This window comes from Alkaliphilus hydrothermalis, from assembly GCF_016908555.1.
GTDB lineage: Bacteria > Bacillota > Clostridia > Peptostreptococcales > Natronincolaceae > Alkaliphilus > Alkaliphilus hydrothermalis.
In genome coordinates this window covers 106131-130657 of sequence record NZ_JAFBEE010000004.1, presented here as the reverse complement: position 1 = coordinate 130657, position 24527 = coordinate 106131, and the positions used below count along the sequence as shown (strand labels likewise).

Annotated in this window: 24 protein-coding genes; 17 read left to right on the top strand and 7 right to left on the bottom strand. The window is 36.0% G+C overall.

Annotation, left to right across the window (positions count from 1 at the left end):
• The first annotated feature begins 136 nt into the window (after positions 1-136).
• Together JOC73_RS04740 and JOC73_RS04735 are read left to right on the top strand one after the other, a co-directional pair.
• A complete protein-coding gene (locus JOC73_RS04740; protein ID WP_204400716.1) occupies positions 137-2311 on the top strand; it encodes an HAD-IC family P-type ATPase in 2175 nt (724 codons plus the stop codon).
• The gene (locus tag JOC73_RS04735; protein WP_204400715.1) at positions 2286-2477 is read left to right on the top strand and encodes a hypothetical protein; all 192 of its coding nucleotides are present in this window, start codon (positions 2286-2288) and stop codon (positions 2475-2477) included. Before JOC73_RS04740 ends, JOC73_RS04735 begins: the two co-directional genes overlap by 26 nt.
• 68 nt (positions 2478-2545) lie before the next feature.
• On the opposite strand, the gene JOC73_RS04730 is transcribed toward JOC73_RS04735, so the two are convergent.
• Complete coding sequence (locus JOC73_RS04730) at positions 2546-5653, bottom strand: cation-translocating P-type ATPase (protein WP_204400714.1); 3108 nt, start codon at positions 5651-5653, stop codon at positions 2546-2548.
• A 144-nt stretch (positions 5654-5797) separates the two neighbouring features.
• On the opposite strand from JOC73_RS04730, the gene JOC73_RS04725 reads away from it, so the two are divergent.
• A complete protein-coding gene (locus tag JOC73_RS04725) occupies positions 5798-6433 on the top strand; it encodes a hypothetical protein (RefSeq protein ID WP_204400713.1) in 636 nt (211 codons plus the stop codon).
• Between the two features lie 47 nt (positions 6434-6480).
• Here the strand turns inward: JOC73_RS04725 and JOC73_RS04720 are convergent, their stop codons facing one another.
• The 5 genes from JOC73_RS04720 to JOC73_RS04700 form a co-directional block, all read right to left on the bottom strand.
• Positions 6481-6888, bottom strand: a complete 408-nt coding sequence (locus JOC73_RS04720) for a hypothetical protein (RefSeq protein WP_204400712.1) — start codon at positions 6886-6888, stop codon at positions 6481-6483.
• 14 nt (positions 6889-6902) lie between these two features.
• Positions 6903-7139, bottom strand: a complete 237-nt coding sequence (locus JOC73_RS04715; protein ID WP_204400711.1) for a hypothetical protein — start codon at positions 7137-7139, stop codon at positions 6903-6905.
• Between the two features lie 4 nt (positions 7140-7143).
• Positions 7144-8427, bottom strand: a complete 1284-nt coding sequence (locus JOC73_RS04710; RefSeq protein ID WP_204400710.1) for an HMA2 domain-containing protein — start codon at positions 8425-8427, stop codon at positions 7144-7146.
• Between the two features lie 66 nt (positions 8428-8493).
• Positions 8494-8766, bottom strand: coding sequence for a hypothetical protein (locus tag JOC73_RS04705; protein ID WP_204400709.1), 273 nt, complete (start codon positions 8764-8766; stop codon positions 8494-8496).
• Positions 8767-8876: 110 nt separating this feature from the next.
• Positions 8877-9026 (bottom strand): hypothetical protein, encoded by a 150-nt coding sequence (locus JOC73_RS04700; RefSeq protein ID WP_204400708.1) that lies wholly within the window; start codon positions 9024-9026, stop codon positions 8877-8879.
• Between the two features lie 309 nt (positions 9027-9335).
• On the opposite strand from JOC73_RS04700, the gene JOC73_RS04695 reads away from it, so the two are divergent.
• Together JOC73_RS04695 and JOC73_RS04690 are read left to right on the top strand one after the other, a co-directional pair.
• Positions 9336-10070, top strand: coding sequence for a PrsW family intramembrane metalloprotease (locus JOC73_RS04695; RefSeq protein ID WP_204400707.1), 735 nt, complete (start codon positions 9336-9338; stop codon positions 10068-10070).
• 121 nt (positions 10071-10191) lie between these two features.
• Positions 10192-10857 (top strand): HAD family hydrolase, encoded by a 666-nt coding sequence (locus tag JOC73_RS04690; protein WP_204400706.1) that lies wholly within the window; start codon positions 10192-10194, stop codon positions 10855-10857.
• Positions 10858-10920: 63 nt separating this feature from the next.
• On the opposite strand, the gene JOC73_RS04685 is transcribed toward JOC73_RS04690, so the two are convergent.
• Positions 10921-11478: a hypothetical protein gene (locus tag JOC73_RS04685; RefSeq protein WP_204400705.1), complete on the bottom strand. Its 558-nt coding sequence runs from the start codon at positions 11476-11478 to the stop codon at positions 10921-10923.
• A gap of 234 nt (positions 11479-11712) precedes the next feature.
• On the opposite strand from JOC73_RS04685, the gene JOC73_RS04680 reads away from it, so the two are divergent.
• The 12 genes from JOC73_RS04680 to tdh all read left to right on the top strand — a co-directional run bounded on the left by JOC73_RS04680 (position 11713) and on the right by tdh (position 24439).
• Entirely contained in the window at positions 11713-12069 is a 357-nt protein-coding gene (locus tag JOC73_RS04680; protein WP_204400704.1) for a monothiol bacilliredoxin BrxC family protein, read from the top strand.
• 119 nt (positions 12070-12188) lie between these two features.
• Positions 12189-12725 carry a signal peptidase I gene (gene lepB, locus JOC73_RS04675; protein WP_204400703.1) on the top strand — a complete coding sequence of 179 codons (537 nt, stop codon included), beginning with the start codon at positions 12189-12191 and terminating at the stop codon, positions 12723-12725.
• A gap of 101 nt (positions 12726-12826) precedes the next feature.
• On the top strand, positions 12827-13255 hold the full coding sequence (locus tag JOC73_RS04670) for a CBS domain-containing protein (RefSeq protein ID WP_204400702.1): 429 nt from the start codon (positions 12827-12829) through the stop codon (positions 13253-13255).
• Positions 13256-13426: 171 nt separating this feature from the next.
• The gene (locus tag JOC73_RS04665; protein ID WP_204400701.1) at positions 13427-15100 is read left to right on the top strand and encodes a nucleoside kinase; all 1674 of its coding nucleotides are present in this window, start codon (positions 13427-13429) and stop codon (positions 15098-15100) included.
• A 66-nt stretch (positions 15101-15166) separates the two neighbouring features.
• Positions 15167-16081, top strand: a complete 915-nt coding sequence (gene glsA, locus JOC73_RS04660) for a glutaminase A (RefSeq protein WP_204400700.1) — start codon at positions 15167-15169, stop codon at positions 16079-16081.
• An 86-nt stretch (positions 16082-16167) separates the two neighbouring features.
• Complete coding sequence (locus JOC73_RS04655) at positions 16168-16752, top strand: winged helix-turn-helix domain-containing protein (RefSeq protein WP_204400699.1); 585 nt, start codon at positions 16168-16170, stop codon at positions 16750-16752.
• Positions 16753-16877: 125 nt separating this feature from the next.
• Positions 16878-17357, top strand: a complete 480-nt coding sequence (locus JOC73_RS04650) for a DUF456 domain-containing protein (RefSeq protein ID WP_204400698.1) — start codon at positions 16878-16880, stop codon at positions 17355-17357.
• Positions 17358-17610: 253 nt separating this feature from the next.
• On the top strand, positions 17611-18153 hold the full coding sequence (lepB, locus tag JOC73_RS04645) for a signal peptidase I (protein WP_204400697.1): 543 nt from the start codon (positions 17611-17613) through the stop codon (positions 18151-18153).
• Between the two features lie 161 nt (positions 18154-18314).
• Complete coding sequence (queG, locus tag JOC73_RS04640; protein WP_204400696.1) at positions 18315-19382, top strand: tRNA epoxyqueuosine(34) reductase QueG; 1068 nt, start codon at positions 18315-18317, stop codon at positions 19380-19382.
• Positions 19383-19454: 72 nt separating this feature from the next.
• Positions 19455-20393 (top strand): ribonuclease H1 domain-containing protein, encoded by a 939-nt coding sequence (locus JOC73_RS15390; RefSeq protein ID WP_204400695.1) that lies wholly within the window; start codon positions 19455-19457, stop codon positions 20391-20393.
• 128 nt (positions 20394-20521) lie between these two features.
• Positions 20522-23032, top strand: coding sequence for a Lon protease family protein (locus JOC73_RS04630; RefSeq protein WP_243427858.1), 2511 nt, complete (start codon positions 20522-20524; stop codon positions 23030-23032).
• Between the two features lie 336 nt (positions 23033-23368).
• On the top strand, positions 23369-24439 hold the full coding sequence (gene tdh, locus JOC73_RS04625; protein WP_204400694.1) for an L-threonine 3-dehydrogenase: 1071 nt from the start codon (positions 23369-23371) through the stop codon (positions 24437-24439).
• The last annotated feature ends 88 nt before the right edge of the window (positions 24440-24527 follow it).

The following is a 24527-nucleotide window of genomic DNA, read 5'->3' as shown; positions in this document are numbered from 1 at the left end:
TTTCGGACTGGTGGTTTTTATATTTAAAATAGCTCAGTTTCGGCTGGGTTATTTTGCTATTAGAATGATTTCAATGAATAATATTAAAAATTATGTAAAAAATACACTAATAAGGAAATTAAGGGGGTGATTTCATATGGAAATATTAAGCCAAATACCTGGTCGTATAAGAATCAAAGAAAAGAATATATATAATGATCCAAAACTTTGTCAAGTGACGAATCTATATTTGAATCAGCTACAAGGGGTAATAAAAAGTAAATCAAACCCTGTAATTGGAACGATTTCAATAACCTATGACCCCAATAAAGTAACAGACACAGTTTTGGTGAATAAAATTAAAAAAATGCTATCTAAAGAGAAGGAGTACCTTAAATATCTTGGCGAACTACATGAGGGATATATCAAGGAGGAGGAAAGACTACATGTAGCAAAGAAGAAAATGCTTATTTTTGGTTCCATTTATGTAGCTTATAAAATTAAGCAACACTTCTTTGGAAAGTTCTTTATCAATAGGCATTTACCTATTCTTAAAATTGCTGCTGCTGTTACCATCATCAAAGGGTATCCCCAACTGAAAAAGACATATACAAAGCTAACTAAGTATTTCCCTACTGATTCTGATAAATTATTGCTGGTGGCAGGTACAGCCCTTACCTTATCTAGGGAGGGAAACAAAGGAACAATGCTACTATTCTTAAAGGCATTTACTGACGCTTTAGACGCCTATTTCAAGCTACAAATTCAAAAAACCTTACTGGAGAACCAAAGCAACCCAGATTCTTTAGTTTGGTTTAATCATGACGAAGGACGATATTTGATGCCCCTACAGTCGATAGAGGAGAATGATCTTGTCTCCATTTATCAGAAAGAGACAATCATGGTGGAGGGGGTAGTCACAGAGGGAGAAGCCTTAGTCAATCATATTTATTATTCTGGACAACCGGATGTAAAACGGGTGAAAAAGGGAAGTCGGGTAGAGGCAGGGATGGTGGTGATTTTAGGAGATATCAAAGTAAAAGTAACAAAGATACCTCAGACCCTATTCAAGGAAGACCTTTTACTTAAATCCCTAAGGATCAATCAAAGAACCACACAACATAGGGAAAGGGCCCTGTATTTAGCTTCGATTATGGCTTTAGGTAGTTATTTTATAACAGGCAGTACATTAGCACCATTATCGGTGTTTTTATTAATGACTCCATCTGCTGCAAAAGTGGCCCAGAATGCGGGGTTATCAAATTACTTGAAGCTATTATTGAAAAATAAAATACTGCTGAGAAATGTGAATACGATTGAGAAAATCCTAGAGGTTAACAGTGTTGTTTTTGACAAAACTGGAACCTTAACAAAGGGTAGGCTACGGATTGCAGGAATAGAATCTCTTGATAGAAACTACTCTGAGGAAAAAATCCTTGAGATCTCCTCCGCTTGTGAAAGTAATATTTGTCACCCTGTCGCCCAGACCCTTACGAAGGCTGCAGACATCAAAGGGCTGGTGGAAGGAGGGACAGAACAGGAACATTCTGTTATTTACATACCATCAGAAGGGATTATCTCAGATTATGAGGGTCATAAAGTAGTAATCGGGAGCAAAAAACTCATGGCGAGGGAAAAAGTTAAGTTAAATGGTAATGGACAAAGCAAATCCAATAATAAAGGCTTTTATCTGATTGTTTATGTGGCAGTTGATGGAAAGTTAGTAGGCAAAATATACATGGTGGAAGAGCTAGAGCATCAAGTGAAGGAAATGATATCTTCAATAAAGGATTATGGTATTGAAGATGTTTCAATAATTAGTGGAGATTTAAAGCGAAATGTAGCCCATCTCTCAGATCAGCTAGGAATTACTTGTTATCAAGGTGAGTTGAGTAATGAAGAAAAAGGAAGATATATTAACAAAAAACAAGAAAATTCAGCCGTTGCAATGATTGGGGATGGAATAAATGATCTTCCTGCATTAGAAAAGGCTGATGTTAGCATTTCATTTGTTAATCAATCCTGTCAGCAGGCGAAACACCAGTCGGATTGCCTTATGCTTGAAAAAGATATGATGTTGGTCCCCAGACTATTGGAGCTAACGGAAAAAAGCTATTATAGAATCAATCGAAATGTTGATTTTACCCAAAACTACAACTTTGTCTTAGGGCTATTGGCAATGATGGGATATATTAGACCATTTAAGGCAAAGAGTTTAAATACTGTAAATTCCATAGTAGCCATTATGAATAGTATGAGAATACTGAGGATTAAACCCAATAGACAGCTAGAAAGAGGTGATTTAAATGAAAAAACTATTCCAACCCTTTAATGTGGAAAGTTTGGTAGTGGCACTGGGATTAAGCTTTATAAGCTATATGATTGCTCCAGTGGTAAAGGAAATCATTGATGAAGCCAGTAGAATGAATGAAAAGAAATATGGGATCAATGAAGAAAAGGCGACAGCCTTTAGAATGAATAAAGGTTCACTTAGTTAATCTTTTGCTAGATTTTTTTACATATTATATAGTACTAAAAAACCTGTAGCAATTAAGCTACAGGTTTTTTAGTATGAAGGGGAAGGTTGAAATGCTGAGCAGTCAAGAGTTCTAGTAATTAACTGCTTAAGATGGTCCCCTATTTTAACTAATTCAGCCATGACTAGAAGAATCAACCAATCTAACATTCCTAGGGGAGCAGTTCCAAATAAGCCTGCAAACGTAGGAATATAGATACTACCTAAGAATAATAGTGTGGATATAGCTACAGAAGGCACGATATATTTGTTTTTGGTCTTACTTTTTCCACGACACTCAAATACATGCAACATTTGGCTTACAACGATACTTCCATAGGCAAGGGTTCTGGCTTTGATAATATTGCCTGTTAGCCTGTAGGTACCAGCAAATAGTCCAAAGGCCGCCAGACCCATAAGCAATCCTCTGGTGAGAATTTTGCTCAATAAAGGTCTGTCAAAGACACTACAGGATGGGTCCCTTGGAGCTTCCTCCATAATATAATCATTAGGTGGGTCTACCCCAAGGGCTAAGGCTGGAATTCCTTCAGTAACTAAATTGATCATAAGGATTTGTCCTGCCAGTAGAGGGGGCGGAAGTCTGAATATTGAGGCAGTAAAAATTGCCATAACTTCTCCTACATTACCCGACAATACATATCTAATAAACTTTTTAATATTACTACTAATCCCACGACCTTCTTCAATGGCTTTGACGATGGTGGTAAAATTATCATCCGTTAAAATGATTCCTGCCGAATCCTTAGTGACATCAGAGCCATTTTTACCCATAGCAATCCCAATGTCGGATTCTTTTATTGCAGGGGCATCATTCACCCCATCACCTGTCATTGCAACAATATGGCCTTTATTCCGAAAAGCTTTAACAATTCTAAGCTTCTGATGGGGGGAGGTGCGAGCGAAGATGACCACGTCATCTATGACATCCCTCAATTCTTCATCTGAATAGGAATCTAACTGTTCACCTGTAATGACCTGTTTACCTTTGTTAAAAAGCCGTAACTGATTACCAATGGCAATGGCTGTATTACGATGGTCACCAGTAATCATTACAACCCTTATGCCAGCTTTATGGCACTTGGTAATGGCATCCTTTACCTCTGGACGGGGAGGATCGATCATTCCGGCCAATCCTACAAAGATTAGTTCCTTTTCAACCAGTTCCTCTTCTTTAGGGGTGGTGGGTATAGAGGGAATGTCTTTATAGGCAAAGGCCAACACCCTTAATGCCTCTTGGGTCATTCGATTAATACGACTCTCTAGTTGAATGATATCTTCAGGTGTTATCTCGCGAACAGTTGAGCCATCCAATATTTTTGTACATCTTTTAAGGATGACATCTGGAGCTCCTTTGATATTGATGTTATGCTTTCCCAGTTGATCCTTACAGATTACCGACATTCGTTTCAACTCTGAATCAAATGAGTATTCCTTTAACTTGGTAAAACAATCAAAATGCTTTCCATCAAAGGCTGCCTTTTCAGCTAAGATTAGCAAAGCAGCCTCAGTGGGATCCCCGATTATTTCAAGGGATTTATCATCATTAATTTGATAGGAGGAATTGTTACATAAACCTCCTATAGTCACCAATTGTTTTAAATCAGGATATTGATTAGGGTGGATTTTATGATTACCCGAATAAAAATTTCCCTTTAAAGGATTGTTATCACCACTGACTTTGTAGCAGTTATTGATGGTGGCTAAGTCTGTTACTGTCATCTGACCCAGCGTCAAAGTTCCTGTTTTATCTGTACATATTACGTCAGCACAACTTAAGGACTCGACAGAGGGTAGATTTTTTACAATTGCACCCCTTTTTGCCATCCGTTGAGCACCAAAGGCTAGTGAGATGGTTAAAATGGTTGTTAGACCCTCGGGAATTGCTCCCACCGTTAGACCGATACCAGTCCTGAGCATTTCTACAAATGATTGTCCGCCTAGTATTCCACTGATGACAATTGTAGCGGATACGCCGATACAAATCCATGTAATGATCTTAGCCATATTCATTAAATCCCTTTGCAAAGGAGTGGGTTCTTCATGATCAGAATCAAGAACTTTAGCAATGGCCCCCATTTCCGTACTCATTCCAGTATTAACTACGATGGCTCGACCATTACCCCTGACAACAGTGGTCCCCATAAAGACCATGTTCTTAATATCCCCTAAAGGAATGGTGGTGGAGTGTTCAACTTTAGCTGATTTGGACACTGCTTCCGACTCACCTGTTAATGTAGACTCCTGTACCTCTAGATTAAAGCTTTCTATTATTCTAGCATCGGCTGGAAGTATATCGCCAGCTTCAAAAAGAATAATATCTCCAGGAACAAGGTCCCTAGAAGCCACCTGTTGAACCTGTCCAGAACGAATTACCCTAGAGGAGGGAGCTGCATAATTTTTAAGGGCTTCTAAGGATTTTTGAGCTTTGCGATTTTGCCAAACCCCCAATAGTGCCTCCACAACAATGACGGCCAAAATTGTAAAAGTATCCCCCCGTTGACCTATAAAATAAGTGACAGCACTGGCCCCCAACAAGAGCTTCATGATAAAGTCATCAAATTGCTCTAGGAACATACGGAAAATAGACTTTTTTTCCTGCTGCTGAAACTCATTTGGTCCATATTTTTTAATCAATTCCCGCCATTGTTCTTCACTTATACCGGTATTGAAATCAGTGGTTAATATTCTTTTAATTTCTTTGGCAGATTTCTTGTACCACTCTGTATTATTGAGTGGTGGTGGAAAATCTAGGCCTTTTGGTGATTTTCTAGAAGATTTAAAATTGTTTTTACTGGACTTTTGAATAGGTGCTCTATGTCCAGCATGGAGGGGAACTACTGTAGTGGTGGCTGTTGACATGACCATATCCATCTTCTGGTGGAGAATTCTTTTATATTGTTGAAGCTCCTTCTTAATTTCATCTATTATTTTGCTTTCAGAAATTTGCTGAGATAAATACTCCACCAAAAGGGATTTAGTAGCAGTATTAATTTTCAGCGATTTGATTCCGTTGATTTTTTCTAAGCCCTTCATCAAGCTATTGGACAAAAGGGTGTTTCTATAAAGATCTGGTATTTTTAAACGTATTCTACCAGGAATGGCTGTTGATATAGAAAATTGCTGTGTTGATTCCTGCATTTAGTTGCCTCCTTCAAATTTAAAACTCATTTGAATAAGGCACATATAACAAATTGTTAATATGTTAGTAATTATGCCTTAACAATTTTGTGATATAATAACTCTGCATAACTTGAAAAATAGTACTGGAAAAGAGGACTAATGATGATACATATCCAATTAGAGGAAAAAATTAAGTGTCTTGAGGACCTGTATGTATATATAGATCAAGAAGTCAACCAGTATTTTTCCTCAGTTGAAAAGATGATATTAAAATCCTTACAAAAGAAAAACCAACTCTATAATTTAGATATTGTGACAACTATCCAACAAGTTGTTTTCAATGATAATGAATTCAAAAACATGATAAACTCAATTAAAGATAGAATAGGGAGTGTAGCGTCCTATTATAGAATTGCTAAACCTATTGAACTCAATATTTCTGATGAAGAAATAGGAATACTAACCACCAATACAGCCCTACTGAAGGAATACAAGAAAACCTATCAAATGGCTTTACAAACTGAAGCCCATTTAGATGATGTGTTCAATGATTCCCTAGCTTTAATATTCCCAAGGAAATATGAGAAAGTCCTTGAAGAACGTAATTTCTCAATGGGAAAAGGACTTTTATCTTTGTTGAGGCTTAGTAGTCAAGAATTATCTATTCGTCATCAGAAGGAATTTTCTAAAAGGATTGCTGGTATTCTTCTTAATATAAAACTAAGAACAAAAAAACAGCTTAAAAATCAATGTAATGACTTTTTGATGACCCAGAGTTATAGTAAAGCTGCTTCTTAGGGATTTAAAACAGTTCTCTTTTTAAGAACTGTTTTAAATCAAGAAAATTACATATTTTGAGGTTCAGGATTTGAATTACTTTGCATAGTTTTTTTGAAATCTCTGATTTCCTCCTGCATATCTTTGATAGTGGACAATAATTCAGTAAAGGCTTTACTCTGATTCTCTTGAGTTGTTTTTAAGCTATTAAATAACTCCTGTTGAAATAATTGCTCCATATGTTTTTGCTCACTATTCTCATTATGGTGTACATTATTCATGAAATCAGAAAACATATCCTTTCCCTTTGATACTGTTTCGTTAGTGGCTTCTCCCGCCATTAATGCACCTTGTACTCCTTTTACAGCAACCTTTTTTGCCCCCCGCTTAATTGCTGGACCAAACACATAAGTAGCTGCAGCAATACCTATTCCAAGTATAAAATTTTGTGAAGCCAGTGGTTTTAACAAATTCATCGATTAATTTCCTCCTATCTTCTGAACATAATCGCCTTTCCTATGGCTTTTGCAACATCTCTGTTGTTATACTTTTCGCTCATGGAAAGTAGGTTCTTCATAATAATATTAAAATGTTTCTTGGTAATATCAATAATCGCCTCAGAATCTTGAGGGTGATTTTTCATATATATAAAGCCTTCCTCCATTGTTTGAATCAACAAGTTAGTGGCTTCTTCTAACTGGCCTTCTATCTTTTTTTTTTCTTCCATCTAATCACCTCAAATTAACAATTGAATTTCTAAACACCAAACTATAATTGATTAAACTGAAAAGCCAAATCTTCAAAGGGGAAAAGGTACCCTTTAGAATTATCATAAAAGCAGCAGTAAGGGAACCAATACTAATTAGATAGTTTTGATTAATTTTCTCCTGCATTAATTTAAAATAATCTATGGTATCTCCAAACAAAAGTAAATCCCCACCGAAGATCGATAAATCCTTTTCAAGCATAGGAGGGGTGGAACCATCTAGTGAATCTGAGTTAACAATCTTAATATCCCATCCTTGATCTTCCTTCCCAGCAGAGGAATGTTCAGACACCCAAGCAATCTTATCTGTTTTGCCTTCATTAATCTTCAGCTCGGATACGGAAAGACTTTGTTGAGGTTGTAGCCTTATCAAATTAACTTCATAATCCATAACTAACTCCTGCAACTCCATACTAGCGTCATGGGTAACTATAGACAACTCTAATATGCCCCTAGACCTTAAGTCTTCTATGATATTGCCTGTAAGTTGATAGGAATTGTTCCTCATATCAAATACTACAGAATCTATTTCTGCAATTTTTTTTATGCTGGAGCCCTTGTTAATCACAACGCGGCGCTGTAGCCTATTATAAGATGCTACCCGATAGGGTAAAATTAATGATGCCATAATAGGCTTTCTAAAATATAGAAAAAGTGATAACAGAATTAATATTAAGGAAAATTTTGAAGCTAAAACAGCTAGAGTACCAATCAGTAAGGAAGCAGTAGGGATTTTTTTATTGTCTTGTTTTGTTGAGTCCACAGCGTCCTCGATGCCTATTAGAAAAGGATAAAAGATATTTAGCAGTAAACCATCTATGACCTCGATAATAAAGGCAAAACCGATGACTTTTACCAAATCCGTAAAGAAAACAGAAGGGCGATTGAAAAGCCCTAATCCTAGTGAAGCACCAACTACCCCTAATGATACATTCTTTAAGAATGAGGGAAGTAACATTTGACTATTTCGTTGATCAACCACTTCTTGGGAGTTTCCCTTTTCATGGGATAAATCAAGAGGAAATACAAGCTGTTTTTTTATAATTGAAATTAATTTTTCTATTCCACAGAATTTTTTAGTCTTTTGATAGACAATAAGAATGCTGGAAGTATAGACATTAGTTGTTACTTTGGTAACGAATTGTTCTTCCTCCAGACAATCAATGATATGGGACGCTATGGTGGAATTTCTATAAATTTGTGGTACTTTGATTCTGATTCTACCTGGGATACTGGAGGTAATATGCATTATATTACCATTACAAAGCCCATTAAGTTAGAAGTAAAAACAAAAATTCCACCTATTAAGAGCATTTTAACTAATAACATCATCTTCCATACCTCCAAATTCTTGATCTGGGTTTATTTGAGAGTGTTTCCTGAGCATGTTTTCATATTGGGCCTCAGCTACTACATCTTCAAATCCTTCTTTTACTTCATAAGCCTGCTCTTTAAGTGTATCTAACCCATGGAGAATTTGGCTGGTGGTGGATACAACAGCCCTTCTTAAAGGTTGTCTTACTTTTTTGAATAGCCCCTTTGCTCCATAAAAGCTCAGAAATCCATATACAATACCGATTGGTTCCATATTATCACCTCCGTTAAAATTTAGATTAAGCAGTTTATTAATAGTATTGACTATAAATAAGCCCCTAATACAATAAATTAATAAAAAACCATAGTAAATTCCTATTAAAATTATAGTTCATGGCTCATTTTATCCCAGATACTATCGATAATTTTTCTTTGGGGTGGAGTAATTACTTTTCTTTGTTTTGCATGAACTTTTTTAACACTAACGATTAAATCTAAAATAAATTTCTTTTCATCCTTTGTTAAATCTTCCATAAACATACCTTCCTTCATTTTAAATTGATAAGCTCACTTTATTATGTGCTTTCTAATAGTATTAAAAACAATAATGTATTGAAAGTTTATGGTAAATGGAGTCTTGAAAAAACAAGGCAATATGTGTTAATATTTTCTATAGAATATTTTGGTAAGAGGTTTAGTAGTAGTTGTGTAAGAAAGTGAAGTATTAGGCAATTATAATGGTAAATATTATACATACTGATGTTGGATAGAAGCTAGTTGATTACTAATAATATGATATAGATAAAAAAATAATTTAATAAACTAATGAGGATGTGGGTATATATGATAACTAGGTTATTGATGATTGCTATAGCCCCAGGCATTGCCCTTGGTGCTGCTACTTATTTAAACGATCGCTATGATCGGGAACCTTGGAAGTTACTAATTAGGACATTTATTTTAGGCGCATTGTCGGTAATACCCGTTATTGTGATCGAAAGATTTTTATTAAGGTTTAATATATTTGGTGGATTGTTTGGAATTGCCTACACTGCCTTTGTCGTAGCGGGTTTTACAGAAGAGTATTTTAAAAGGGCAGTAGTAATCCGTGGGGGTGCTTTTAATAGTAGATATTTCAATGAAAAATTAGATGGAATTGTCTACTGTGTATTTTCTGCTTTAGGATTTGCAACTGTTGAAAATATCATGTATGTGGTTTTTAGATATACAGGAAATTATTATGTTGGGATCATGAGGGGAATTTTATCTGTACCTGCCCATGTGTTGTTTGCTGTAACGATGGGATACTATTTATCTTTGGCAAAGTATGCTAAGGACAAAGATGAGAAACAAAGATATTACAGTCGATCGTTGTTAATTCCAATCGTGCTACATGGGTTGTTTAACTTTATTCTAATGGCACAGATCCCTATATTAATGACTTTGTTTATTCCCTACGTGATCTTCCTATGGTATATGAATATTACTAAATTAAATGAGTATACAAAAGATAGCAGAGATTTTTTTCGTCGTAACAAGGCGATAGATGAGCATCTGAAGGATGAAGGGGAACAATAATGTTAATAAAATGAGATAAAGTATGGTGTTTAGTTAAATCTAATGATTAATGATGTTAGATATAGTATAATAGTAGGAATTAAAATGTTATAATAGCGTTAAACCTAAAGGGGGAATTCTGATGTTTAATAATATAGAGGGTGTTATTTTTGACTTAGATGGAACCATTATTGACTCTATGGGGGTATGGTTGCAAATAGATATAGACTTTTTAGGAGAACGGGGAATCGCAGTACCAGAAAATATCAATAAAATAACAGAAGGAAAGAGCTTTACGGAAAATGCCACCCATTTTAAGGAAATGTTTATGCTGAAGGAGACTGTTGATGAGATTAAGGATGAATGGATTCAGATGGCTTTAGAGCAATATGAGAAAAAAATACAACTAAAGGATGGCGCAAAGGATTTCATAGACAAACTAAATTCCCAAGGGATTAAAGTTGGTTTAGGTACTAGTTGTAATGTAGATTTAGTGGAGGCAGTACTTAGACAACATGAAATTACTAAGTACTTTGATGCCATTGTAACCTCCTGCGAAGTAAAAAAAGGTAAGCCAGCACCGGATGTGTTTTTAAGAACCGCTGAATTAATGGGGGTTTCACCAGAGGCTACATTAGTTTTTGAGGATACAGTAGCAGGAGTACAGGCAGGGAAGGCAGCAGGAATGAAGGTAGTGGCGGTATACGACCAGCATTCTGAGGCGGATCAAATGGAACTAAAGGCTCTTGCGGATTATTATTTAGAGTCTATGGTATCATTAAAACAGCATTTAAATGAAACAGCTTAGCCTGTAACAACAAAAGCCAGCACCATGACGTATTTCTGTATACTTACTGGTGGCTGGCTTTTATTATTTTACTCTGGCAATGATTTCTACCATTTCTTTTACTGTAGAGTTGGTTGGAATATCAAAAGTTCCAGATTTTAGTTTTAAAGCTAACTTCAAATCCTCTGCAACCTTAATAAATTCTGCAGGTTCTTCAATTAGCCCCTTCTCTTGAAGGATTTTAGCAATATTTACTCCAGGTGTTCCATCTGGGATAGTAACCTTCTTAACATCTACAACTGTAATAACTGCTGGTTTTTCTTCTGTTGATTCTTTAGGCTTTGACTCTTTGGTGGATTGCTTTGAGGAATTATCTACTGGTTTTTCAGTAACTTCTTTAGTGACTTCCTCCGTTTCCTCCACTACTTCCCTTTCAGTATCTTCGATGTTGGCTTCATCTTTATTCTGATCCTCAGACCCAGCGATGTTTACTTGAGGAGTAGAATTTGCGAATACAACAGCACTATCTCCGCTAAACCAATCTCCCAAATTCATAGTTACTACAGTAAACATTACAACTACAATCCCAATAGCTAATATCACATCCGTCAAATCATGTAGAAGATCCTTTAGTTTTTCCATTTATTTTCCGTCCTTTCGAATACTTCTTATGTAATAAGAATATCATATTCAACCTATTGATTTCAACTTACTTCTTTAATGTAATTATTAACACTCCTATATTTTTACTATTTATTTCGCTTTAAAGCAGAAAATTACATAATATTTTTTTTATCAGTTATAATATCGTTTAAAGGACAATATAAAGATAGTAATATAAAGATACTATTTTTTAATCCGTGGGGAGGGATTTTGATGGCAAAGAAGGCAAAAAAAATAGGTACTGTAGAGGAATTAGAGAAGCTCATTAAAAGGTCCAAAAAGAAACCGATTTTTATTTTTAAACATGATGCTATGCTTCAAGAAAGTGATGATGCGTATCAGGAGTATCTTGACTATATGGAGGATACGGAGGAGGACATCATTTTTACTGTGGTTTATGTAAGGGAGGATGTTGAAGCTTCTGAGGGCATAGAAGAAATTTTAGAGGTTTCCCATGAGACACCACAACTAATCCTTTTAATTGATGAAGAAGTGGCTTGGGATGATTCTGGGGATAACATTAACTTTGATAATATATCTGATGTGGTCAATGAGTATATAAGTGAATAGAAAGCAAGTATCTGACTAGCATCCCTTTGACTTGGATTTATTTTCTAGTAGTTGCACTCAATAGAATTGAATGATAAAATAATTGAGAGTACTAGAGAGTGAAGACAGGGGGATTACAAATGAGGAAAGAAGAAATACTAGAGTGGGTCAAAACCATATTATTGTCGGTGGTCATTGCATTAGTCATCACTACTTTTGTTAAACCCACAATCGTAAGGCAACATTCCATGATGCCAACCTTAAGTGAAAATGACTTTTTGATTATTAACCGATTATTGTACAAACAAAATCCTCCAAAACAGGGAGATATCGTAGTCTTCAAATCTGATATTAAGACTAACTTAGGTCGGAATAAACTATTGATTAAGAGAGTTATTGCTTTGCCTGGAGATACATTACTCATTAAAGAGGGAGATGTCTATGTGAATGGTGAGGTCTTAACTGAGGATTATACAGCTGACAAATATACAGAAGGTAAGTACTATGAAGGTACAGAGCTAACGATTCCCGAAGGTAAAATTTTTGCTATGGGGGATAATCGCTTCAACAGTATGGATAGTAGAGATGAAGTCATCGGGCTAATTGATATTGATGCTATTGTAGGTAGAGCCTTCCTAAGGTTATATCCTTTGAATAAAATTGGACTGCTAAAGTAAATAAAAATTTCTATAGGATTGACTAATTCTTTAATAAATAAAAAAGATATTTTAGGATAACCTAAATATGAAATTTATTTTATTAAAGGAGGATTTAAACTATGAAGGTAAGAGATATAATGACTTCTGATGTTATGGTGGCAACGACAACTACACCAATCAATCAAATTGCTAAATCCATGAAGGATCTAAATGTTGGAGTAATGCCAATCATTGATAACAATCAACATCCTGTTGGAATCGTAACCGATAGAGATCTAGTTATTAGAGGTATGGTTTCTAACATTAACACAAGTGATACAGTAGAAAAAGTAATGTCTAAGCATGTAATTTCTGTTACTCCAGATATGCATGTACATGAGGCAGCAAGAATTATGGGAGAGAATCAGATTAGAAGACTTCCTGTAGTTGAAAACGGGAAAATGGTAGGAATGGTTTCTATTGGTGACTTAGCGGTACACGGTATCTATGAAAACGAAGCAGGTTCAGCCCTAAGCCAAATTTCAACTCCTAGTAGACCAATGATGTAAGGATAACGAAGATTAAAAGTTCCTGTCTTTTGGCAGGAACTTTTTAAATTTTATAGAAATTTAAAGTTATAAGATAAGAGTGGAAATTAAGAAATAAATTAAAGAAATATTGAACTAGTCTGTATCATAAAATATTAATATACAACAAAATATTTAATAGGGGGGATTTATATGTCGAAGCAAAATAATCACAATAAAATTACAGTAATGATTGAAAATCACGGGACTTTTCAATATGAAAGTGGAATTAAAATAGAGGAAGTGTGTAACGATTTCAAAAAAGATGATCTTAATATCTTTGTAGCAGCTCTTGTGGATAACGATCTTAAAGAGTTACATAACAGATTAGATGATGATTGTGAGTTGAAATTATTATCCCATACATCACCAATAGGCTCTAGGATTTACCAAAGAAGTCTGGTGTTCGTCTTCATTAGAGCTTGTATGGAGTTATTTTCCGGATGCCAGGTATCGGTGGAGCATTCCTTAAGCAGAGGTCTATATTGTGAAATCCACTATAAAAGGGAAATTGAACCTAAAGACGTAGAGCGTATAGAGGAAAGAATGAAGGAAATCATCACAGAGGACGTACCTTTTGTCAAATCAAGAATGCCAGTTGGAGAAGCAAAGGATATTTTTAGGGATTATGAGCAAATGGGTAAGGTACGATTACTCAAGTATAGAGAAAAACCTTATATTAACATGTATCAGTGTGGTTGGTTAAGGAACTATTTCTATGGTTACATGACACCATCAGCAGGGTATTTGAAGAAATTCAAGTTGAAATATTATGAACCAGGGATTGTAATTCAGTATCCTAGAGGAGAGTATGGTGGAGAAATACCTGAATTTGAAGAACAGGTGAAACTTTTTAAAGTCTTTAGAGAAAGTGAAAAATGGGGAGAAATTTTAGAAATTGATTATGTAGCTGCATTAAATGATCTAATTGTTTCTAAGAAAGAAGGAGAATTTATTAGAATTGCAGAAGGACTTCATGAAAAGAAAATTGCAGAAATCGCAGATAAGATTCAAGACAATATAAATGAAAAGCAATTAATTTTAATAGCGGGACCTTCTTCATCAGGGAAAACAACCTTTGCCCAACGGCTGATGGTACAACTAAAGGTAAATGGGTTGAAGCCAATTTCAATTTCTTTAGATGACTATTTTGTTAATCGAGAGTTGACCCCCCTAGATGAAGATGGAAATTACGACTTTGAATCCCTCTATGCAATTGATCTTGAGCTTTTCAATCGGGATTTAGAAGAGCTTTTGAAGGGCAATGAAATTGAAGTGCCAACCTTTAATTTTCATACAGGAGAAAGGGAATATAGGGGCCATAAGTTGAAAATAAATCCAGGTCAACCAGTAATACTTGAAGGGATCCATGCCCTTAATAATGAGTTAACACAGGCAATTTCAAAAGAAAGTAAGTTTAAAATCTATATTAGCGCATTAACCCAGTTAAATATTGACGAGCATAATCGAATCCCAACCACTGATTCAAGACTAATCAGGCGTATTGTTAGGGATTATAAATACCGTTCCAATGATGCAACCAGAACCTTATCAATGTGGCAGTCGGTGAGGCGAGGGGAAGAAAAAAACATATTCCCATTCCAAGAGGAAGCCGATGTAATGTTTAACTCAGCCCTTTTTTATGAATTAAGCATACTAAAAAAATATGCTGAGCCTTTGTTGAGACAAGTGGATGTCAGTAGTCCCTATTTTGCTGAAGCAAAGCGACTTCTTAAGTTTCTAAGTTATTTCGTGGCTTTAGAGAACGAAGTTGATATTCCTAGGACTTCAATACTGAGGGAATTCATTGGTGGCGGTGCATTTTAAGGTTGACTATAAAAAAAATATCATATATTCTTTAAGGGTAAAAATTTGTCGATAGGAAGGTGCAAGATGGAGCAAAAGCTAAAGGAAATTTTAGAAAATAATAGACACCATGTTGATCAAGGGACACTGCCGACTTATATTCCTCAGTTAGCAAAAGCCAATAAAAATGCATTAGGGATATACATTGCTGATATAAGTGGAGAAGAGTTTGGAGTAGGGGATTTTCAGTATCCCTTTACAATACAGAGTATCTCAAAGGTTATTACTTTGCTGATTGCATTAGAAGACAGAGGGCCAGAAGAACTCTTCCAATTTGTTGGAATGGAGCCAACAGGGGATTCTTTTAATTCTATGATGAAACTGGAGGTAGTAAGGCCTTCAAAGCCCTTTAATCCAATGATTAATGCGGGGGCTATTGCAGTAACTTCCTTGATTAAAGGAAACCCAGAAGAGAAATTTCAAAAAATCTTAGATTTATTTAGAAAAATAACAAATAATGATACTTTAGACATTAATCTTGATGTGTACTTGTCTGAGAAAAAGACAGGTGATCGTAATCGTGCAATGGCCTATTTTATGAGGGATGTTGGGGTGATAGATGGAGAAGTAGAAGAAAATCTAGATGTTTATTTTAGACAATGCTCTCTAGAGGTTACCTGCAGAGATATTGCCAGAATAGGAAGATTTTTAGCCAATGATGGGGCGTTAATTGAGACTGGTGAGCAATTGGTGGACCCAAGGTATGCAAAAATTGCAAAAACCTTTATGGTGACCTGTGGAATGTATAATGCCAGTGGAGCCTTTGCCATCGAAGTGGGGATCCCTGCTAAAAGTGGTGTAGGTGGTGGAATAATGGCATTAGTACCGGGAAAAATGGGGATCGGTGTAGTTGGTCCTGCTCTGGATGAAAAAGGAAATAGTAGTGCTGGAGTAAAGATACTAGCTGATCTAGCAAAAACTTATAACTTATCAATTTTTTAATCATTACAGTTTTTTAATAATTTTGACAAATTGTTAAAAAAGAAATATAATTAATATTAAGAAACTGATAAAAAGGGGACGAATAAATGAAGGATATACTTGTAATGAGGGATCTAGAGCAAATAAAAGCCATATCTCATCCCTATAGAGTTGAAGTTTTTGGTGCGTTTGAAGGGGATCAACCTCAATCAGCCAAACAAATAGCTGAAAAGTTAGGGGAACCCCATGCAAAAGTAAATTATCATATTAAGAGTTTGCTTAAAGTGGGTATTCTAGAGTTGGTGGACGAAAAGGTGAAATCAGGTATTATAGAGAAGTATTATTTACCAGCTGCCACAAAATTGGTCATTGATAAGAGTTTTATGCAAAATGTAGATGATGATGTTCTTCAATCTATCAATCAGGCCAGTATCTCTATATTTGAAAAAATCAGTGCAGATTTTTATAAATCAGCGGAAAAATCAAATAATGGGCTACCGAAGTTCTTAGACTACCACAATGATTATTATTTAACTACAGAGGAATCTAAAGAGCTCATTGGTAAAATTAATGACTTGGTGAAGGATTATCTAACGGATAAAAAAGATAAAACAAGAGAAGATACAAGAACATTTTCGATTGCAGTTATAGGAATTACTAAAATGTCTAAAAATAAACAACAGCGTGGATAATTCCACGCTTTTTGTTAGCCTTTCTTTAAGCTTGTTTGACGAGGAGTAGAATAGGATGGTATTTCTTAAAGTGGCAATAATAGATAGTGTATAGTACATGATTTTAAAAGGTTGGTGATGGGGATATGAACTACTATTTATTTTTTAGTGTAATACTAATAATTCTAGGAATTATAGGGATATTTGTAGCATTTTTACCGGGGCCTATTTTAGTTTTAGCAGGAATTGTCCTTTATGGCTGGTCCACATCCTTTACTGTTATCTCTTTAAAGGTGATAGTGTTGTTTGGGTTATTGACTTTAGGAGGAATTCTATTTGATTATTTAGCCTCTTTTATTAGTGCAAAGAAATTCAACGTCTCAAAAACAGGAACATGGGGTCTGATTATTGGTGGTATCGTTGGTTTTTTATTGTTAAACTTAATTGGCTTAGTAGTGGGGCAGTTTTTAGGAATTATGGCTGGGGAGATTTTATCAGGAAAGAACTTAAAATCCTCTATAAAATCAGGTACAGCAAGTTTAGTGGGATACGTATTGAGTATTATCGTCAATGTAATAATCGTCACCATTATGATGGGGTATTTTAGCCTTGTTGTATTAACTTAAAATAGAGCTTAACATAGTGTCAATAATTTAAATCCAACCACTGTAAATTTAGGGGTGCAAACCTTCCTATATTTATAGTGGTTTTTTAATTTTTTTCACCATTAAGGGGATAATATCCCTAAAAGTAATCATAATAATAAAAATAGGGAGCGGTCTGTTAATAGAGGCCACTAATTTATTAACATCGTCAATTAGTTATCCAACCAAATATTGGAAAAATAACTTATATACAGACATTAGGAGATGTGTTATAATGGTGAAAAAATTAAGTAGATTCGGTGAATGGTTTGAAATTATTTTAGTGGCGCTAGTGATTGCTTTTTTTGTAGAGAAGTTCGTATTTGGGTTTGCTGTGGTACAGGGTCAATCTATGGAACCTACTTTAAAGAATAAAGACAGGCTTTTTGTCTTTAAATGTGCCTACCTTTTTCAACAGCCACAGGTTGGGGATTTGATAATTTTTACGCCCCCGGGCAATCATGGGAACGGGCAACTTTTTGTTAAACGCATTGTAGCCGATGAAGAAGATTATTTTGCCCTCAAAGAAGGGACTTTATATAGGAATGACGAAGAAATAAAAGAGGAATACATAAATTCAGAAGGATATATAGATCGAGTGTACCCCTATCTTCAAGGGATCGTACCAGAAAAAGCAGTTTTTGTTATGGGGGATAACCGAAACGATAGTAACGACAGCAGGAACTTTGGCTTTCTTGATACCGATAGGATTAAGGGGAGGGTGTTATTTAGGGTGTGGCCGTTGGATGAGCTGAGGCTATTTATACACCAACATTAGCCTGTTGAAAAACCTCCAGCTTCTGCGTCACGGCGTAAACCCAGCACACTCACGTATTACTGCATACGCTACGATCGCTGGCTTCACTTGCTCCTTGAATCTGAAGGCTTTTGAACAGGCTCCAATATTGAAAAACCTCCAGCCGTAAAAGGGGAATTATAATGAATTTAAAGGATAAAATCATAAATTACGCAAAGGCAATCGGGGTGGATTTAATAGGCTTTACCTCAGCCCAACCCTTTGAAGAAGTGCGACAAATTCTTGAAGACCGTAGGGAAGCCCAATATCTTACCGGGTTTGAAGAGGAAGATATAGAGTTAAGGATTGATCCCCGCAAAACCCTCCAGACGGCAAAATCCATCATCGTGATTGGACAAGGCTACTATATAGATGACTCCCAGTTGGAGGTGGAAAAGCCCCAATATTATGGAGAATTGGCCAGAACTGCTTGGGGAAAGGACTATCATCTTGTCCTCCATGAAAAGCTGGAGGCTATTGGAAAATTGCTGGAGATTGAGGTGGCGGGGGCTGAATACAAAGCCTTTGTGGACACAGGTCCACTGGTGGACCGAGAAGTAGCCCATCGGGCAGGGCTAGGGTGGTATGGATACAATTCAACTCTAATTAATGAGGAATATGGATCATGGTTTTTTATCGGTTACATGATCACAAATGTAGAAATTAAGGGGGACATGCCCCTTAAGAATAAGGAATGCTTGGGTTGTAATCTATGTATAGAACATTGTCCATCAGGTGCAATAGAGGCGCCCTACGTCTTCAATGGAAATAGGTGTTTGTCCTGTCTCCTACAAAAAAGAACCGATATTGCAGAAGAAGACAGGGTTAAACTAGTCAAAAGGCTCTACGGCTGCGATGTATGCCAAACAATATGTCCCCATAATAAGGGGGTAAGGGCTTCGTCTACTAAAGATTTTGTCCCTATGGGTACTTCCCATCAAGTGGATTTGGTCAAACTATTAAATATGTCAAACAAAGAGTTTAAGGAGGCATTTAAAGATAATGCTTCTGGCTGGAGGGGGAAGAAAGTCCTTCAAAGGAATGCCATTATTGCTTTAGTAAACCAAGGAACCCCAGAGGCTATACAGTACCTAACCCCTCTTTTAAAGGACCCTAGACTAGATATACGACAGTATGCAGAGTGGGGGATTGAGCGGTTGAAGGAGAAGAAAAATACGAGTAAAGCTAACACAGAAAATAACAATCAATAAAAACACTAGATCAGAATTATATAAGTTGATACAAACAGAATAATAGATTAATCAAAACAAGGGGGGAATACAGTGGCACAAAAGAAATACTACGCTATTAAAATGGGTAGAGAGACGGGTGTGTTTGATAATTGGAATGAGTGCAAAAAACATATACAAGGTTTTAGTGGAGCGATTTATAAAAGTTTCTCCTCCTATGAAGAAGCCTATAACTATGTCAGTGGAGATGCTGCTTCAAATCCACTGCAGGAGGATGGTAAAGAAATCAAAGCTGAAGTCGAAGCCTATGTTGATGGTAGCTACATGAATGGTTATCAGAGGTACGCCTATGGATGTGTGATCCTACATAAGGATGAAGTGATTCGTTTGGCTGGTGTAGGGATTGAAAAGGAATATGTAGAAATGCGGAATGTAGCTGGAGAGCTGCTGGGGGCCATGAAGGCGATTGAGTGGGCCCATGAAAATAAATGTGCATCCATCATGATCTACCACGACTATGAAGGAATCGAACGATGGGCCAATGGTAACTGGAAGGCAAATAAGCAGGGGACTCAAGAATATGTTGAGTTCATCAAGGATTATAGAAAATACTTAGATATAAAATTCACAAAGGTAAGGGCCCATACTGGGGATAAATACAATGAAGAAGCTGATCAACTGGCTAAGAAAGCTCTATTGGGAGAAATTAAGGATGGGCATATGAAGGTGGAGAAAAGGGAAAGCACTGGAAATAGTTCAAGCATATACTCCTTAGATGAAGAAATGAAAATATTTAAGAAAATAATGAAGGTCAGAGAGCGAAAGAAAAATTCTATTGATTTTATCTTCAAGGAATATGTCATCTCCGAGAGTAAATTAATCAAGTTTGCTAAGGAAGTATGGGAACTTAAGGGGTATGATAAAAATGCTCTAGATACGATAGAGATAAAATTCGATATAGAGAATTCTAAGATTCAATGGACAGTAACGGATAAAGAAGGTAATAAGAAGGATTTTCAATACGAGGTATAAGTGAATGAGAAATGCAGTCTCCTTATTTTAAGGGGACTTTTTTTTTGCTTATATTTTCATGACGAAATTAGTCACGAAATCACCTTTTAAATACTAATATAAAAATATAGTAGAGAATGATGTCCACTATGAATATGATGGTAGTAGTCTATTATTTAAAAAAGAATGGAGGGATCATGTTGAGACACCCACTGGAATTAACCCCTGATCAATTAAGACGATTATGTAATATAACAGCATTTCCATTTAAAACCACCGATGAAGTCCCAGAGATAGAAGGGATGATGGGTCAGAAGAGGGCAGAGGAAGCTATGCAATTTGGATTGGGGATTGAACACAACAGTTATCATATGTATATCAGTGGTCCAAAAGGGACTGGTAGAACCAGCTATGCAAAATCCCTAATAGATAAATTATCAAAAGAAAAGCCAATACCAGAGGATTGGTGTTATGTTTATTGTTTCCAACAACCTGATAAAGCGCAGGCGCTAAATCTTCCAGCAGGGAGGGGGAAAGCGTTTCAAAAAGATATGGTGGAAATGGTGGAGGAGGTGGTTATCCAAGTCTCCAGAGCCTTCAATAGCGAAGATTATGACCGTCAAAGAAATGAAATCTCTCGAATTTATCAAGAGGAAAAAAATAGACTGTTAAATTACTTGCAGGCATATTCAAAAGAAAGAAATTTTTTCGTAAAGGCCATCAGTACTGGTTTTGCCTTCAAGCCCATCTACAAGGATGAGGAGATAACAGAGGAAGAATACGAGATGTTGCCGGATGAAGTAAGGGAAGAGATGGATGAGTATTTAGCAGAAGTTCAAGAAATGGCACTGGAGGTATTAATTAAGATTAAGAAACTTGAACGATTAGCTAAAAAAAGACTTCTTCAGTTGGAAAAGAAAGTGGGGATTTTTGTAGTAAGCCCCATTATCCAGGAATTTGTCGAGATCTATGAGGATTGTGAAAAAGTAGTTAATTATCTGAAGGCAGTAGAAGAAGATATGCTGGAAAATGTATATCAGTTTGTAATGGATGATGAAGATTTACTAATTTTATCTGAAAAGATAGAAGGGGAACCTTTCCTGCAGAAATATCGAGTGAATCTATTTATTGACAATAGTAACACTGAGGGAGCTCCCCTTGTAATGGAGTTCAACCCTACCCTTAACAAATTAACAGGGGCAGTTGAATACATCAATAGTAATGGTGTTCTTAAAACCAGTTTTCTTCATATTAAGCCAGGGGCAGTACATATGGCCAATGGTGGGTATCTGATGATGGAAGCAAGCAAACTCCTTACAAATCCTTATTCATGGGAAACTTTAAAACGTATCCTACAGACCAAGGAAATCACTGTAGAAAATATGGGAAGTCAGTTGGGAATTATAGATGGAGGTTCGTTAAAATTAGAACCGATTCCAATTCAACTAAAGGTAATTTTAATCGGTAGTGAACAATTATACTATCTACTTCATCATTATGATGAAGACTTCCAAAAGTATTTTAAAGTTCTAGTGGATTTTGATGATGAAATGGAAAGAAATAGAGAAAATGAAATTAGGATGGCGCAGTTTATCAGTAGTTATACAAAGGCCAAGGGGCTACGTCCCTTTGACCATGAAAGTGTAGCTAGATTGGTGGAATATAGCAGTAGACTTACGGGTAGTCAGAAGAAGTTGTCCACAAGATTTAATAAAATTATAGAAATTATCGTGGAGGCTGATCGTTGGGCAGCATTAGCACATCACGATATCATCACTGTTGAGGATATCAAAAAGGCCATAGGTCATAAATCCTATCGAGTCGGTAAGTATCCGGAAAAGATTCGACAACAGTTTAAGGATGAACATGTATTAATTGATGTAGCTGGAGAAAAAGTTGGCGTAATCAATGGTCTTTCAGTCCTTTCAATCGGTGAAAATTCCTTTGGTAAGCCTAGTGTTATTACAATCACCTCCAGTGCTGGTAGGGGTGGCATTGTCAACATTGAAAGGGAAGTTAATCTCAGCGGTGAAATCTATGATAAGGGTGTCTTGATCCTGACAGGTTTTCTACTGGAGCAATTTGCCCAAAACCGACCATTGGCATTGTCAGCTAGAATATGCTTTGAGCAGTCCTATGGAGGTGTAGATGGAGATAGTGCCTCCAGTACAGAGCTATATGGTCTTCTTTCTAGTATTTCAGGAATCCCCATTAAGCAAAATATAGCAGTAACAGGTTCTGTTAATCAAAAAGGATTAATCCAGCCAGTAGGGGGAGTGACAGAAAAAATTGAAGGCTTCTTTAATGTATGTAAACAAAAGGGACTTACTGGAGATCAAGGGGTAATTATTCCCCATCAAAATGTTGAAAATTTAATGTTATCGGAGGAAATCGTAGAGGCGGTGAAGGTAGGGCAGTTCCATATTTATGCTGTGAAGCATGTTAATGAGGGAATGGCACTAGTGATGGGAGAATCCCATGAAAAAATTTATGAAGCAGTAAATAAGAAATTAGACAAATATTATGGTGTCCTTACAAATGGCAAGGTGAAGAAAAAGAAATCTGAGAAGTCTAAGTTTGAAGCTTATAAGGAAGACGATTTAAAGGAAGGGCAAACTAAGGAAGAGCAAGCTGAGGAAGAGGAGTTGAAGAAAAAATAATCCATTTGACTGTCTTCGGAGAAGATCAAAAGTTAGCGGAACAAGTAAATGAGCCTTAAAATTTAAATTAAGCTAAATCAATAAAAATAGGCATCCTTGAATAGGATGCCTATTTTTTAAGGTATAGTTGTATAGGGACAAATTAGTAAGTTATACATATTTTCATTAGTAATTTTTAAAAAAGTTTGTTAAAATTATAATTAATAAATTTAATTTTCTAACTTTGTAAAAAAAGAAGAAATTTCCTCATAGATATGTTATTCTATGGATGGAGTAATTTTGGCGAAATTTAATTTATTTAAATGTAATTATACATATATTGGGAGGTTTTGTCGAATGGAAGGTAAGATGAAGGTTGTTATGAAACAGGAAGCAAAGGCAGGAGCTGTTTTATCAGAGATGGACATTCCTAAAATTGGACCAAAGGATGTATTAGTTAAGGTTATGGCAACATCCATATGCGGTACAGATGCCCACATCTATAGCTGGGATGCTTGGTCTCAAAATAGGATTAAGCCACCTTATGTAATGGGACACGAATTCGCTGGTGAGGTTGTTGAAATAGGAGCAGATGTTAAATCTATTCAAGTAGGAGACATTGTTTCTGCTGAAACTCATATTGTATGTAATACATGTGAGCTTTGTACAACTGGAAAGGCTCATATCTGTAAGGATACAGCAATCTTAGGAGTAGACACTAACGGTACATATGCTGAATACGTTGCAATCCCAGAAACAAATGCTTGGAAAAACCCAAAGGGTATCGACCCAGCTTACTTAGCAGTTCAAGAACCCCTTGGAAACGCTGTACATACCATCATGTCTGGGGACATCATTGGAAAAACTGTAGCGGTTGTTGGTTGTGGACCAATCGGGATCATGGCAGTGGCTGTTGCTAAAGCTGTAAGTGCATCAAAGGTAATCGCAATCGAAGTTAATGAATATAGATTAGAGTTAGCAAAACAATTAGGAGCAGATGTAGTCATTAATCCAATGAAGGAAGATCCTATTGCTAGAATCTTAGAAGAAACTGAGGGGCTTGGAGTAGATGTAGTAGCTGAAATGTCAGGAAATGCCATTGCCATCAAGCAAGCATTAAAGTACATCAAGTTGGGTGGAAGAATGGCTATGCTGGGAATCCCAACTGCTGAAGTTCCTTTAGATATTGCAAATGATATCGTATTTAAAGGAATCACAATCCACGGAATTGCTGGTAGAAAAATGTACGAAACATGGTACCAAGTAAAGGGACTAATTGAATCAGGAAACCTTAACTTAGATGCCATTATCACCCACCGCTTACCAATGGAAGAGTTTGAAAAAGGTTTTGATTTAATGGCAAGTGGAGACTGTGGTAAAGTTGTACTTTATCCAACAAAGGAGCTTTTCGATACATACAATAAATAAGAAATTTTTGAAGTTAGCTTGATATTTTATTACTATTTATGTTAATAATATATTGAATAGAAAAGAAAAAAATATGAGGAGGTAATCA